We start from the raw sequence: 13,963 nt of genomic DNA, 5'->3' as shown, positions 1-13,963 counted from the left end.
GCAGGTTCAAATCCTGTCCCCGCAACCAAATGGTCCCGTGGTGTAGTGGTTAACATGCCTGCCTGTCACGCAGGAGATCGCCGGTTCGACCCCGGTCGGGACCGCCATTTATATAAAATAAAGAACGAAACAATATGTTTCGTGTTTTTTTATTTACTCTAATTAAACTTATAAGACAGTCAATCTTATCCTTAGGACAACTCCTAAGGTCTTTTTTATATAATCAAAACTGAAACAAAAATAAAAAATCTGTATAATAAAAAGCAGAGAATACTAACAGTAAGGTAGGTGAAACCTTTGAATAAATATGAAATAACAACAATGTCTTCAGAAGAAACACAAAATTTATCAGAAAAGCTTGGCCAATTAGTTGAGGCGCAGGATGTTTTAATTTTAGAAGGAGACTTAGGTGCAGGTAAGACAACATTTACAAAAGGACTTGCAAAAGGTCTTGGTGTAAAACGTGTTGTGAATAGCCCAACGTTCAATATTATTAAGGAATACAAAGGACGATTACCGCTGTATCATATGGATGTATACCGCCTAGCAGAGAGCGAAGAAGATTTAGGCTTTGATGAATATTTTTATGGTGAAGGTGTAACAGTGGTGGAGTGGGCACATTTAATAGAGGCTTTTTTACCATCTTCACTTTTAAAAATTAGTTTATTCCACGAGGGAGATAGTACAAGGAAAATTGTATTAGAGCCGAGCGGAGAACGTTATATTAGATTATGTGAGGAGCTATTACAAAATGAAAGTACTAGCAATTGATACTTCTAACTATGTAATGGGAGTTGCTCTTATTGATGGAAATACTGTTGTAGGAGAGATCATTACAAATTTAACAAAAAACCACTCTGTGCGTTTGATGCCTGCAGTAGAGCAGCTTTTAAAAGAATGCAATGTGAAACCAAAACAATTAAATAAAATCGTTGTAGCAGCTGGTCCGGGTTCTTATACAGGTGTTCGTATTGGTGTGACAATAGCGAAAACATTGGCTTGGTCACTGCAAATTCCAATTGTCGGTGTATCGAGCTTAGAAGTACTAGCAGCAAACGGAATCAATTTCCCAGGATACATTTGCCCATTATTTGATGGCCGTCGTCAGCAAATATATACAGGATTATATACATATAGAGAACAAGCATTACAAGCTGTGAAAGAAGATCGTATTGTTCTCATTGCTGATTGGCTGCAAATGTTAAAAGAGATGGGGCAATCTGTTTTATTTATTGGAAATGATGTAGAACAGCATAAAGATACAATTGTAGAACATTTAGGAGATCAAGCTGTATTTGCTCCGATGACGAAACATAATCCACGTCCAAGTGAATTAGCTTTCTTAGGTTTACAGAAAGAAGAACAACCTGTGCATACATTTGTTCCGAGTTACCTTCGTTTGGCAGAAGCAGAGGCAAAATGGCTAGAAAGTCAAAATAAGTAGGAGTCTTATAAATGAATATTACATTTAGAAATATGAAGGAAGAGGATATTCCACAAATTGTTGCGATTGAAGAAACTTCATTTGCGACACCTTGGACTGCTGAAGCATTTGAACGAGAATTAAACATGAATGAGTATGCGCATTACGTTGTACTGGAAACAGAGGATGGAATTCTAGGTTATTGCGGGCTTTGGGTTATTCTTGATGAATCACATATTACGAACATTGCGATATTACCACAATACCGCGGTCAAAGGCTTGGAGAAGCGTTATTACAAGAAGTAATGAACAAGGCAAGAGCTCTTGGGGGAAGTACGATGACACTTGAAGTTCGTGTTTCAAATGAAGTTGCAAAAAAATTATATCGAAAATTTGGTTTTCAAAATGGTGGAATTCGTAAAAGATACTATACAGACAATTATGAAGATGGTCTTGTAATGTGGGTGAACTTATGATGAAAAAAGATACAATTATTCTTGGTATTGAAACAAGTTGTGATGAAACGGCTGTAGCAGTTGTGAAAAATGGACGAGAAATTTTAGCGAACATTGTAGCTTCACAAATTGAAAGCCATAAACGTTTTGGCGGGGTTGTTCCAGAAATTGCATCTCGTCATCACGTAGAACAAATAACGGTTGTGTTAGAAGAAGCATTAAAAGAAGCGCAAATTACGTTTGAGGATATTGATGCAATTGCAGTTACGGAAGGACCAGGCCTTGTTGGGGCGTTATTAATCGGTGTGAATGCAGCAAAAGCAGTAGCTTTTGCGCATAATATTCCTTTAGTTGGCGTGCATCATATCGCAGGACATATTTATGCGAATCGCTTAGTACAAGAACTGCAGTTTCCATTATTGTCTCTCGTTGTATCTGGTGGACATACAGAGCTTGTTTATATGAAAGAGCATGGTTCATTTGAAGTAATTGGAGAAACGCGAGATGATGCTGCAGGAGAAGCTTACGACAAAGTAGCGCGTACGTTATCATTGCCGTATCCGGGTGGACCTCATATTGATCGTCTTGCACATGAAGGAGAGCCGACAATTGATTTGCCTCGTGCATGGCTGGAGCCCGATTCTTATGATTTTAGTTTCAGTGGATTAAAATCTGCAGTTATTAACACTGTGCATAACGCAAAACAGCGTGGAGAAGAAATAGCACCTGAAGATTTAGCTGCAAGCTTCCAGGCAAGTGTAATTGATGTATTAGTAACAAAAACAATAAGAGCAACAGAAGAGTATGGTGTAAAACAAGTGCTTCTTGCTGGCGGAGTAGCAGCTAATAAAGGATTACGGGCTCGTTTAGAGGAAGAGTTTGAAAAGAAAGAAAATGTTGAACTTATCATTCCACCGTTAGCTTTATGTACAGATAATGCTGCCATGATTGCTGCAGCCGGTACGATTGCATATGAGCAAGGAAAGAGAGCAACGTTAGCGTTAAATGCAAATCCTGGTTTGGATATTGAATCATAATGTAAGAGGACATAAAGTGAAACTTTAATCAGTGGGGGTTTTCTTCATCCCCCACTGATTATCAGCCCTCACCAATCGGGCTTTTACGGGCAGTTTATCTCCCACCTAACTTCTTAAGAAAGGCGGAAGCGGCTCGCTCAGAATCGCAGGACGTTGGAGCACCCGACAGAGAGGCGCTTTCTGCCTCGTCCGAGGGGGCGAAACGACCGGAGATTCTAGCCGCTAGAGCTGGACAATGCTTTCGCTGAATTTTGAGGTGGGAGTATTACTGCCCACAAATAGCGGGATAAAAGTGAACAATTAGTTGTGGATGGAGAAATTTTTTTGTATAAAAGATGTAATTTTATACACAGAATTAACCACAACATGTGGATAAAACCTACATTATCTGTTGATAATTTAGGTTTTTTGTGAGTATAAAATGTGGATAAATATTATCGTTCTTGTGGATAATGTGGAAAACCTTTGTTTGTCTTGAAAATACAAAGGTAAATATGTGAATAGTATTGTGGATAAATAAAAAGGTCAGTGTAACCACTGACCTTTTTACAGTTGTAATTCTTCCCATTCTTCCATACATGCTTCCAATTGTTCTTGAAGTGTTTGTTTTTCTGCTGTAATATCACTAGCTCTTTCATAATCAGCATATACTTCTGGAAGACAAAGTTGTTCTTCTAATGCCATGATTTGTTCTTCAATTGTCGCGATATTTTCTTCTAGTTCCTCAATTCTACGCATACGTTGGCGTTCTTGCTTTTTACGTTCTTTTTCTTCAATATAACTTAATTTTTCTTGTGCCACTTGCTTTTGTACAGGTGTATTTGTTTCTTGTTCTTCGAGTTCGGCGCGTTCTAGCATTTCATTTTTCTTTTCTACATAATAATCGTAATCACCGAGGTATTCCTCTGCTCCGTCTGTGGATAACTCAATCACTTTTGTGGCAATGCGATTAATGAAATAGCGGTCATGGGAAACAAATAAAATAGTTCCTGGAAAATCAATGAGCGCATTTTCTAAAATTTCTTTGCTGCTTAAATCTAAATGGTTGGTCGGCTCGTCTAAAATAAGTACATTTGATTTTTGCATCATAAGTTTTGCAAGAGCTAAACGTGCTTTTTGTCCACCGCTTAAAGAAGAAACGGGTTTTAGAACGTCGTCACCAGAAAATAAAAAGTTCCCAAGTACCGTGCGAATTTCTTTTTCCGGTTGCATCGGGTAATCATCCCAAAGTTCATTTAATACACGTTTTGATGATGTTAAGTTTGCTTGTTCTTGGTCATAATATCCGATAGAAACATTGGAACCAAACGAAATATTGCCGTTCAAAGGACGAAGTTTATCCACAAGAGATTTTAATAAAGTGGATTTTCCGATTCCGTTTGGACCGACAAGTGCAACGCTATCACCTCTTGTTAGTTGGAAACGAATGTTTTGAATAATTGGTTTGTTATTATAACCAATTGTAACATTTTTTACCTGTAATACATCATTACCGCTTTGTTTATCGATATCAAAGTGGAAAGAAGCGGATTTTGTATCACCGATTGGTTTTTCTATAAGTTCCATACGATCTAATTGCTTTCGGCGACTTTGCGCCCGTTTTGTTGTAGAAGCACGAGCAATATTTTTTTGGATAAAGTCTTGTAACTTTGCTACTTCGTCTTGCTGTTTCTCGTAACGTTTTATCTCTTGTTCATATAGTGCTGCTTTAAGTTCTAAGTATTTACTGTAGTTTCCTGTATACTTTCGGCTTTGTTTATTAGAGATTTCATATACTTGCGTTACAAGTCTATCTAGGAAGTACCGATCGTGTGAAACGATTAAAATGGCACCAGGATAACCTTGTAAATATTGCTCAAGCCATGTTAATGTCTCGATATCTAAATGGTTGGTTGGCTCATCTAGAATAAGTAAATCTGGTTTTGTTAATAATAGCTTACCAAGGGCTAAACGAGTTTTTTGTCCACCGCTCAATGCGGAGATTGTCGTTCCGTGTGTTTCAGGAGGAAACCCAAGTCCACTTAAAACAGAGCGAATATCAGCTTCGTATTGATAGCCGCCTTCATTTTTATACTCTAATTGTAGACGATCATACTCTGCTAACAATTTTTCATAAACGGTTTCATTTGTGAAATTTTCTTCTTTTCCCATTTCTTGTTCTAGTCTGCGGAGTTCTTTCTCCATGCGCTCTAAGTGGAGAAATACTGTTAGCATTTCATCCCAAATCGTTAACGATGTTTCAAGGCCGGTGTGCTGCGCTAAGTAACCAATAGAGACATCTTTCGGTTTTATAATTTCGCCGCCGTCATGGGATAGTTCTCCGGCAATAATTTTTAATAATGTAGACTTTCCAGCGCCATTACGTCCGACAAGTGCAATGCGATCACGCGTCTGTACTTCTAACTTAATGTTTGAAAGAATCACTTCAGCGGCGAACAACTTGGAAAGGTTATTCACTTGTAGTAAAATCAATGTTTTCACCTCAAATATTTTCTTAACTTTGCCATGATTATATTTCTCAATCATACTAAAAATAGTGTATAGTTGAACATACATAGAGAAATTCTCTCTCTATTATACAAGGAAAACTATCAATGCTAAACTTCCGTACATGTTTCAATCACTTGAACAGATAGGAAGAGAGGAGGGGGTTGCATGGAGCAGCCTAAAATTCCGCAGGCGACTGCCAAAAGATTGCCTCTATACTATCGATTTATCCAAAACCTATCGCTATCTGGTAAGCAACGCGTATCATCTGCAGAATTAAGTGAAGCGGTGAAAGTGGATTCAGCGACAATTCGACGAGATTTTTCATACTTTGGGGCATTAGGGAAAAAGGGATACGGCTATAATGTAAATTATTTATTGTCGTTTTTCCGCGAAACACTTGATCAAGATGATATAACACGCGTAGCATTAATTGGGGTAGGTAATTTAGGTACAGCTTTCTTACATTACAATTTTACGAAAAATAATAATACAAAAATTGAGATGGCATTTGACGTTGATGAAGAGAAAGTTGGAAAAGAAATCGGCGGGATTCCAGTATATCATTTGGATGAATTAGAAGAGAGACTATCAGATGATATAAAAGTGGCAATATTAACAGTGCCTGCTTCTGTTGCACAAGCTGTAGCAGATCGCTTACCGCATACGAGCATACAAGGTATTTTAAACTTTACACCTGCTAGGTTAAATATATCAGAACATATTCGAATTCATCATATTGATTTAGCAGTAGAACTACAAACGCTCGTGTACTTTTTGAAAAATTATCCACAATAAAAACGCAGGAATTTCCTGCGTTTTTATTATTTCTTCTTACTATCTTTTTTCGGTTTAGAAAAAAGAAGGCGAAGTGCAAAATTAAAATCAACTGTTGCCATTATAGCAAGCAATATTGTGTAAAAGTTCCAAATTGTATCCCGAACACTTGTAATTGCTAAGTATGTAAAAATACACCCTAGAAGAAAATACAAAGTTGCCATAACAAATGGTGAATTTCGCATGTTTAAAATCCTCCGATGAATCCTTGCAATTTTTCAGCTTTTTCTAGATAGGGATGAAGTACAAATGTAATTAACATAACATTTGTATTCATCATAACATGAGCCATGATTGGTACAATAATTCGTTTTGTTCGTACGTATAAAAATGAAAAAACAAGCCCCATGGAAATATACACTAATAAATGTGTAGGGTCAAAATGAATGAGAGCAAATATAAGTGAACTTACAATTGCTGCGATAAAGAAGTTATATCGTTTATATAGTGTTCCAAATAGAATTTTTCTAAATACAATTTCTTCAAGAATAGGAGCAAATATAGATGAAACAATCATAAATAATGGAGCAGCTCTTATAATTTCGATAATGTTTTGTGTATTTTCAGATTCAGCTTTAATTTTAAAAACTTGTGTTTCAATTGTGCCGGCAATGACTTGAGCAAATAAAGCAAGAAAAACCCCTAAAATAATCCACCCTATTGTAGCAGGGATAGTTGTTTTTCCACGCTCCCATTTTTCTGATTGTGTATCATTACGTAGTAACATAAGGATAATGATAAGAGCGATAAAGAAGCTAATCAGTCCCCAATGTGCAGTTGCCAGTTGAACTTTTTCTTCAAAGGTTCGGTGGCCATTATTGTATACTCCGCTTTTTAATAGAATCCACCCACCAATGATACCTGATAATTGCATCAAAATATATGTAACAATAACCCACCAATATTGTCTCTTCAATTTCGTAACTCCTTTTTGAATTTTTTGTAAAGAAAAAGGAAAATGCTCTATCCATAGAGAAAATAAATTATGGCATCTTTCTTATTGTAACATAGGAGAAGATGAAAAAACGATGGAATCTAAAAGTGAATCGATCAAGCAAAGCATAATCAATTTTGAACAAGCCGGAGAGGGGAAGAAATAGTTTTCCGAAAAATTACGATTTTTTCACTTGCAAAAGAAAATGAGATTCTTTATTATAATAAGTGTGTTAGCACTCGATGTGTTAGAGTGCTAATAAACATAAAATATACATAATAAATTGAGGAGGTTGTTGTTCATGCTAAAGCCATTAGGTGATCGCGTTATAATTGAACTTGTTCAGGCAGAAGAAAAAACAGCAAGTGGTATCGTACTACCAGACACTGCAAAAGAAAAACCACAAGAAGGTAAAGTAGTGGCAGTTGGTACTGGTCGTGTGCTTGAAAATGGTGAGCGTGTTGCTTTAGATGTAGCTACAGGAGATCGTATCATCTTCTCAAAATATGCAGGTACTGAAGTGAAATACGAAGGTACAGAATACTTAATTTTACGTGAAAGCGACATTTTAGCAATTATCGGTTAATTATATAAATCTTTAAAAATTCAAGGGGGTCAAATATTATGGCAAAAGATATTAAATTTAGTGAAGAAGCACGTCGTTCGATGCTTCGCGGTGTCGACACTCTTGCAAACGCAGTAAAAGTTACACTTGGACCAAAAGGTCGCAACGTTGTACTTGAGAAAAAATTCGGTTCTCCGCTTATTACAAATGACGGTGTAACAATTGCAAAAGAAATTGAATTAGAAGATGCATTTGAAAATATGGGTGCAAAACTAGTTGCAGAAGTTGCTAGCAAAACAAACGATGTAGCTGGTGATGGAACGACAACTGCAACTGTATTAGCGCAAGCAATGATTCGTGAAGGTTTAAAGAACGTAACAGCTGGTGCGAACCCAATGGGTCTTCGTAAAGGTATTGAAAAAGCTGTTGTAGCAGCAATTGAAGAATTAAAAACGATTTCTAAACCAATCGAAGGTAAATCTTCTATTGCACAAGTAGCTGCTATTTCTGCTGCTGACGAAGAGGTAGGACAATTAATTGCAGAAGCAATGGAGCGCGTTGGTAACGACGGCGTTATTACATTAGAAGAATCTAAAGGATTCACAACAGAATTAGATGTAGTAGAAGGTATGCAGTTCGACCGTGGATATGCTTCTCCTTACATGATTACTGATTCTGATAAAATGGAAGCTGTTCTTGATAATCCATTTATCTTAATTACAGATAAAAAGGTTTCTAGTATTCAAGAAATCTTACCAGTATTAGAGCAAGTGGTACAACAAGGTAAACCACTTCTTATCATCTCTGAAGACGTAGAAGGCGAAGCGTTAGCTACATTAGTAGTAAATAAACTTCGTGGTACGTTCAACGTAGTTGCTGTTAAAGCTCCTGGCTTCGGTGATCGTCGTAAAGCGATGTTAGAAGATATCGCAATCTTAACTGGCGGCGAAGTAATTACAGAAGAGTTAGGCCGTGACTTAAAATCTGCAACTATTGCATCTCTAGGCCGTGCTAGCAAAATTGTTGTAACGAAAGAAAATACAACAATTGTTGAAGGTGTAGGAAACACAGAACAAATCGAAGCTCGCATCGGTCAAATCCGTGCACAATTAGAAGAAACAACTTCTGAATTCGATCGTGAAAAATTACAAGAACGTCTTGCTAAATTAGCAGGTGGCGTAGCTGTAATTAAAGTAGGTGCGGCAACTGAAACTGAATTGAAAGAGCGCAAACTTCGCATTGAAGATGCACTTAATTCAACTCGTGCAGCAGTAGAAGAAGGTATTGTAGCTGGTGGTGGTACTGCACTTATGAACGTATATACGAAAGTAGCTAGTCTTGCAGCTGAAGGCGACGAAGCAACAGGTATTAACATCGTACTTCGTGCGTTAGAAGAGCCAGTTCGTCAAATCGCAGTGAACGCTGGTTTAGAAGGCTCTGTAGTTGTAGAGCGCTTAAAAGGCGAAAAAGTTGGCGTTGGTTTCAACGCAGCAACAGGCGAATGGGTAAATATGCTTGAGTCTGGTATCGTAGATCCAACAAAAGTAACTCGTTCTGCTCTTCAAAACGCAGCATCTGTTGCGGCAATGTTCTTAACAACTGAAGCAGTTGTTGCTGACAAACCAGAACCAGCTGGTTCTGCTGGAATGCCTGACATGGGCGGCATGGGCATGGGCGGTATGGGCGGCATGATGTAATAAGCCCTCATTATGAGAAGCTGTTCCATGTATAAATAGTTAGTAAAAAGACTACTTCCTAATGAAAGGAGGTAGTCTTTTTTTGGTGCTTTTAAGGTTTGCTTATCATGAACTTAATGAATATAGCATGAAGTTTTATGACCTTGTAAGAGACCAATTACACGGTGCGGGTTATGGATTGTAATGTAATCACAGGGTTCTGAACAAATAAATGAAGGAAGTTTCACTATATAGGGAATAATTTCTGTAGAATTTTGTCGCTTTCTCCTTGACCGTATTCACGTTTCATTGTTAGAATCTAGAAAGATAATATTAAACGTTCCTTCATATATCCTCAATAATACGGATTGAGAGTCTCTACCGGGTTACCGTAAACAACCTGACTATGAAGGCAGTGTGTCTATATTTATAAGGAACGAATTCCTTTATAAAGCTAGACTCCTGCCTTTTCTTTGTTATGAGACTGAGGGCAGGGGACTGGCTTTTTTTATTATATTGGTAATTGTTTTTACCAAATTGGTGAAAATGTTTATATACAGAACTATGGGGTGATTATTTTGAAGAAACAACACGATACGATTATCGTTTTAGATTTTGGAAGTCAGTACAATCAGTTAATTGCGCGTCGCATTCGTGAATTTGGCGTGTATAGTGAACTTCATCCACATACAATTACAGCAGAAGAAATTAAAGCGATGAATCCAAAAGGAATTATCTTCTCTGGTGGACCGAACAGTGTATATGGTGAAAGTGCATTCCACTGTGATGAAAAAATCTTTGATTTAGGCTTACCGATCTTCGGTATTTGCTACGGCATGCAGTTAATGACAAAGCACTTTGGTGGAAAAGTAGAACGTGCAGACCATCGTGAGTACGGAAAAGCAGTATTGAAAGTAGAGAATCAATCGAAATTATATACAAACCTTCCAGAAGAACAAGTTGTTTGGATGAGTCATGGTGACTTAGTAACAGGTTTACCAGAAGGTTTCGTAGTAGATTCAACAAGTGACTCTTGTCCAATTGCTGGTATGAGCAATGAAGCACAAAACTTATATGGTGTGCAATTCCACCCGGAAGTGCGTCACTCTGAGCACGGTAACGATTTAATTAAGAACTTTGTATTCGGTGTTTGTGGTTGTACTGAAGGCTGGAACATGGAGAACTTCATTGAAGTAGAATTAGAAAAGATTCGTGAAACAGTTGGCGACAAGAAAGTACTATGTGCACTTAGCGGCGGCGTAGACTCTTCTGTTGTAGCGGTATTAATTCATAAAGCAATCGGTGACCAATTAACATGTATTTTCGTTGACCACGGCTTACTTCGTAAAGGAGAAGCTGAAGGGGTTATGAAAACATTTAGTGAAGGCTTCCACATGAACGTTATTAAAGTGGATGCAAAAGAACGCTTCATGAGCAAATTAGCAGGTGTTGAAGATCCAGAACAAAAACGTAAAATTATCGGTAACGAATTTATTTATGTATTCGATGACGAAGCTTCTAGATTAGAAGGAATGGACTTCTTGGCACAAGGTACACTGTACACAGATATTATTGAAAGTGGTACAGCGACTGCGCAAACAATTAAATCTCACCATAACGTTGGTGGACTTCCAGAAGATATGCAATTCAAGTTAATTGAACCATTAAATACATTATTTAAAGATGAAGTACGTGAGTTAGGGTCTGAATTAGGAATTCCAGACGAAATCGTATGGCGTCAACCATTCCCAGGTCCAGGACTTGGTATTCGTGTGTTAGGTGAAATTACAGAAGAAAAATTAGAAATCGTTCGTGAATCTGATGCGATTTTACGTGAAGAGATTAAAAAAGCTGGTTTAGACCGTGAAGTTTGGCAATACTTTACTGCACTTCCTGGTATGCGCAGCGTAGGTGTTATGGGTGACGAGCGTACGTATGATTACACAGTAGGTATTCGCGCTGTAACATCTATTGATGGTATGACAGCAGACTGGGCGCGTATCCCTTGGGACGTATTAGAGAAAATCTCTGTACGTATTGTAAACGAAGTAAAACACGTTAACCGCATTGTGTATGACATTACTTCTAAGCCACCAGCAACAATTGAGTGGGAATAAAGTGAAACTTCCATTAGTGGGGGATTTACTGTCCGCGAATAGCAGGATAAATTGAATTTCATGATATAGAAGACGATCCATCTATACTTTTATGTGTAGATGGATCATTTTTTGTTTTTATACGAACAAAAAATAAGTTTAATTAAAAAACGTTCGTTTTTGAATTGACACTTATCTGTATATGAGTTAGTATGAATATGTAATCAATAATAAAAGTGAATATTTTAGCCGTCGTATAATATCGGGGATATGGCCCGAAAGTTTCTACCTTGCTACCGTAAATGGCTTGACTACGAGGCGTTTTAATATAAGGGTAAGGGGAACTTGCCTTTGTTTACAGACGCTTCCATGTATAATACATTGGAAGCCTTTTTTATTTTTATAGATAAAAGAGGGGCTAGTAAGGAGCGCGACGAGCAATTACATAACGGGGGAAACATAGAATGAAACGTTATTTTCAGTTCGATGAGCTCGGCACAAATTATAAAACAGAGTTCATAGCAGGATTAACCACATTTTTGTCTATGGCATATGTATTGTTTGTTAATCCCGCTACATTGTCGCTAGGACATGTTAAGGGATTGCCAGCAGGAACCGGAATGGATTCTGGAGCAGTGTTTGTTGCTACAGCTTTAGCAGCGGCAATTGGATCACTCATTATGGGGATTTTTGCAAAGTATCCAATCGCACTTGCGCCGGGAATGGGGATTAATGCTTTCTTTGCTTACACAGCTGTATTAACAATGGGGATTCCGTGGCAAACGGCGATTGCAGGGACATTAGTATCAGGTATTATGTTTATTTTCCTTACAGCTTCTGGTCTTCGTGAAAAGATCATTAACGCAATTCCGACAGAATTAAAGTTTGCGGTAGCAGCTGGAATTGGGTTGTTCATCGCATTTCTTGGTTTTCAAAATGCAGGAATTATTGTAAATAATGATGCTGTGCTTGTTGGACTAGGGGACTTAACGAAAGGACCGACATTACTTGCGATTTTTGGTGTAGTTGTAATCGTTATTTTAATGACAAGAAACGTTAATGGTGCGGTATTCTTTGGAATGGTACTTACAGCAATTGTTGGTGTAGCAACAGGGTTAATTGATACACCAAAGGCGATTGTTGGTGCAGTTCCAAGCCTAACACCGACATTTGGAGTTGCTCTTCAACATCTTGGAGATATTTTCACTGCTAAGATGCTCGTTGTTATATTAACTTTCTTTTTTATCGATTTCTTTGATACAGCAGGGACGCTTGTAGCAGTTGCCAATCAAGCAGGTTTAATGAAAAATAATAAATTACCGCGTGCGAGGAAAGCATTGTTCTCTGATGCGTTTGCAACTGTAATCGGAGCAATACTTGGTACATCGACAACGACGTCTTATATTGAATCCTCTGCAGGGGTAGCTGTAGGAGGACGCTCTGGATTTACAGCAGTTGTAACAGGAGGGTTTTTCTTATTAGCACTTTTCTTTTCACCATTATTAAGTGTAGTAACACCATCCGTAACAGCACCAGCTTTAATTATTGTCGGGGTTTTGATGGCTTCATCATTAGGGGAAATTGATTGGAAGAAATTCGAAACGGCAGTACCGGCATTTTTCACAATTATTGCAATGCCGCTCACATACAGTATCGCAACAGGGATTGCGATTGGATTTATTTTCTATCCAATTACAATGGTTGTGAAAGGACGAAGAAAAGAAATTCATCCGATTATGTATGTCATGGCAGTTTTGTTTGTACTCTATTTCATTTTTGTTCGTAAATAAAGGGGTTTTTGAAAGGACTAGGAGGGGATGCCTAGTCCTTTTTGTATCTCTAGAAAATCTTAAGTTTTTTATAATAAATGTGTGATCCAGTTTATTCGTTGTTATTTCATAATTTGAAAACCTCTTTCTTTTTAGGAGGACGAGAGCATCTGGTCGTGTATAGTAGCGACTTATATGTCGGAAAGTTAAAATGGATTTATCCCGCATTAACGGGCAGTAAGACCCCCACCTCAAGATTGAGAGAGAATTGAAGAAGATAGGTGGGGGATAACTGCCCGTAAAAGCCCGATTGGTTCAACTAACCATCAGTGGGGGATGAAAAAGCCCCACTGATGGAAGTTTCACTTTATATAGAATGGGGATAAACAAAAGGCTTATTGATAGAAAATGAGCCTTTTTATATTTTATTAGAAAAACATATTGACGTTTAATATAAAAGGGTGTAATATTCTAGGAGTCGCTGATGCGAGAGAGCAGAAAGCGAAATAAAAAACTTAGTTGACATCGAATGAATGAGATGTTAACATAAGGAAGTCGCCGATTGAGCGACGAACAAGTTCTTTGAAAACTGAACGAAACAAACAACGTGAAACGTCAATTTTTATTTATGATGCTAGACAAACACTTTATTGGAGAGTTTGATCCTGGCTCAGGATGAACGCT

At 37.7% G+C, this 13,963-nt stretch carries 12 protein-coding genes, 1 tRNA gene and 2 riboswitches; of the genes, 10 read left to right on the top strand and 3 right to left on the bottom strand.

Translation table 11 applies throughout. From position 1 onward, the window contains the following. Positions 1-31 precede the first annotated feature (31 nt). From MR076_RS25190 to tsaD, 5 genes are all read left to right on the top strand, one after another. Positions 32-107 (top strand) — tRNA-Asp (locus tag MR076_RS25190). A 190-nt stretch (positions 108-297) separates the two neighbouring features. Continuing rightward, on the top strand, positions 298-771 hold the full coding sequence (tsaE, locus tag MR076_RS25185) for a tRNA (adenosine(37)-N6)-threonylcarbamoyltransferase complex ATPase subunit type 1 TsaE (RefSeq protein WP_242225283.1): 474 nt from the start codon (positions 298-300) through the stop codon (positions 769-771). After that, on the top strand, positions 752-1,444 hold the full coding sequence (gene tsaB / locus MR076_RS25180; protein WP_242225282.1) for a tRNA (adenosine(37)-N6)-threonylcarbamoyltransferase complex dimerization subunit type 1 TsaB: 693 nt from the start codon (positions 752-754) through the stop codon (positions 1,442-1,444). Before tsaE ends, tsaB begins: the two co-directional genes overlap by 20 nt. 11 nt (positions 1,445-1,455) lie before the next feature. Next, positions 1,456-1,899 (top strand): ribosomal protein S18-alanine N-acetyltransferase, encoded by a 444-nt coding sequence (rimI, locus tag MR076_RS25175; protein WP_242225281.1) that lies wholly within the window; start codon positions 1,456-1,458, stop codon positions 1,897-1,899. Next, positions 1,899-2,915 (top strand): tRNA (adenosine(37)-N6)-threonylcarbamoyltransferase complex transferase subunit TsaD, encoded by a 1,017-nt coding sequence (gene tsaD, locus MR076_RS25170; RefSeq protein WP_242225280.1) that lies wholly within the window; start codon positions 1,899-1,901, stop codon positions 2,913-2,915. Before rimI ends, tsaD begins: the two co-directional genes overlap by 1 nt. A 546-nt stretch (positions 2,916-3,461) precedes the next feature. On the opposite strand, the gene MR076_RS25165 is transcribed toward tsaD, so the two are convergent. Continuing rightward, positions 3,462-5,387 (bottom strand): ABC transporter ATP-binding protein, encoded by a 1,926-nt coding sequence (locus MR076_RS25165; RefSeq protein ID WP_242225285.1) that lies wholly within the window; start codon positions 5,385-5,387, stop codon positions 3,462-3,464. A 183-nt stretch (positions 5,388-5,570) separates the two neighbouring features. Here MR076_RS25165 and MR076_RS25160 point away from each other — a divergent pair, with 183 nt between their 5' ends. Next, the gene (locus tag MR076_RS25160) at positions 5,571-6,200 is read left to right on the top strand and encodes a redox-sensing transcriptional repressor Rex (RefSeq protein ID WP_242225279.1); all 630 of its coding nucleotides are present in this window, start codon (positions 5,571-5,573) and stop codon (positions 6,198-6,200) included. 26 nt (positions 6,201-6,226) lie between these two features. Here MR076_RS25160 and MR076_RS25155 read toward each other — a convergent pair whose 3' ends face one another. Both MR076_RS25155 and MR076_RS25150 read right to left on the bottom strand, forming a co-directional pair. Further along, positions 6,227-6,424 carry a YdiK family protein gene (locus MR076_RS25155; RefSeq protein ID WP_242225278.1) on the bottom strand — a complete coding sequence of 66 codons (198 nt, stop codon included), beginning with the start codon at positions 6,422-6,424 and terminating at the stop codon, positions 6,227-6,229. Positions 6,425-6,426: 2 nt separating this feature from the next. Beyond that, positions 6,427-7,155 (bottom strand): CPBP family intramembrane glutamic endopeptidase, encoded by a 729-nt coding sequence (locus MR076_RS25150; protein ID WP_242225277.1) that lies wholly within the window; start codon positions 7,153-7,155, stop codon positions 6,427-6,429. Positions 7,156-7,474: 319 nt separating this feature from the next. On the opposite strand from MR076_RS25150, the gene groES reads away from it, so the two are divergent. The 4 genes from groES to MR076_RS25130 all read left to right on the top strand — a co-directional run bounded on the left by groES (position 7,475) and on the right by MR076_RS25130 (position 13,300). Next, on the top strand, positions 7,475-7,759 hold the full coding sequence (gene groES, locus MR076_RS25145) for a co-chaperone GroES (protein WP_020063193.1): 285 nt from the start codon (positions 7,475-7,477) through the stop codon (positions 7,757-7,759). Between the two features lie 38 nt (positions 7,760-7,797). Then, positions 7,798-9,435, top strand: coding sequence for a chaperonin GroEL (gene groL, locus MR076_RS25140; protein ID WP_242225276.1), 1,638 nt, complete (start codon positions 7,798-7,800; stop codon positions 9,433-9,435). A gap of 304 nt (positions 9,436-9,739) precedes the next feature. Then, a riboswitch (purine riboswitch) is annotated at positions 9,740-9,841 on the top strand. 151 nt (positions 9,842-9,992) lie between these two features. Then, the gene (guaA, locus tag MR076_RS25135; protein WP_277928613.1) at positions 9,993-11,531 is read left to right on the top strand and encodes a glutamine-hydrolyzing GMP synthase; all 1,539 of its coding nucleotides are present in this window, start codon (positions 9,993-9,995) and stop codon (positions 11,529-11,531) included. Positions 11,532-11,741: 210 nt separating this feature from the next. Beyond that, positions 11,742-11,844: riboswitch (purine riboswitch) on the top strand. Positions 11,845-11,974: 130 nt separating this feature from the next. Continuing rightward, positions 11,975-13,300: an NCS2 family permease gene (locus tag MR076_RS25130; RefSeq protein WP_242225275.1), complete on the top strand. Its 1,326-nt coding sequence runs from the start codon at positions 11,975-11,977 to the stop codon at positions 13,298-13,300. Positions 13,301-13,963 lie beyond the last annotated feature (663 nt).

Source organism: Bacillus cereus group sp. BfR-BA-01380 (assembly GCF_022663535.1).
In the GTDB taxonomy this organism is placed as follows: domain Bacteria; phylum Bacillota; class Bacilli; order Bacillales; family Bacillaceae_G; genus Bacillus_A; species Bacillus_A cereus_BB.
The sequence above is the reverse complement of the archived record's forward strand: the minus strand, read 5'-3'. Positions and strand labels throughout refer to the sequence as shown.

Excerpts from the sequence above, each read along its gene's own strand:
- tsaB (WP_242225282.1), top strand. The coding sequence starts at position 752 with ATGAAAGTACTAGCAATTGATACTTCTAACTATGTAATGGGAGTTGCT.
- rimI (WP_242225281.1), top strand. The coding sequence starts at position 1,456 with ATGAATATTACATTTAGAAATATGAAGGAAGAGGATATTCCACAAATT.
- tsaD (WP_242225280.1), top strand. The coding sequence starts at position 1,899 with ATGAAAAAAGATACAATTATTCTTGGTATTGAAACAAGTTGTGATGAA.
- MR076_RS25160 (WP_242225279.1), top strand. The coding sequence starts at position 5,571 with ATGGAGCAGCCTAAAATTCCGCAGGCGACTGCCAAAAGATTGCCTCTA.
- MR076_RS25155 (WP_242225278.1), bottom strand. The coding sequence starts at position 6,424 with ATGCGAAATTCACCATTTGTTATGGCAACTTTGTATTTTCTTCTAGGG.
- groES (WP_020063193.1), top strand. The coding sequence starts at position 7,475 with ATGCTAAAGCCATTAGGTGATCGCGTTATAATTGAACTTGTTCAGGCA.
- groL (WP_242225276.1), top strand. The coding sequence starts at position 7,798 with ATGGCAAAAGATATTAAATTTAGTGAAGAAGCACGTCGTTCGATGCTT.
- MR076_RS25130 (WP_242225275.1), top strand. The coding sequence starts at position 11,975 with ATGAAACGTTATTTTCAGTTCGATGAGCTCGGCACAAATTATAAAACA.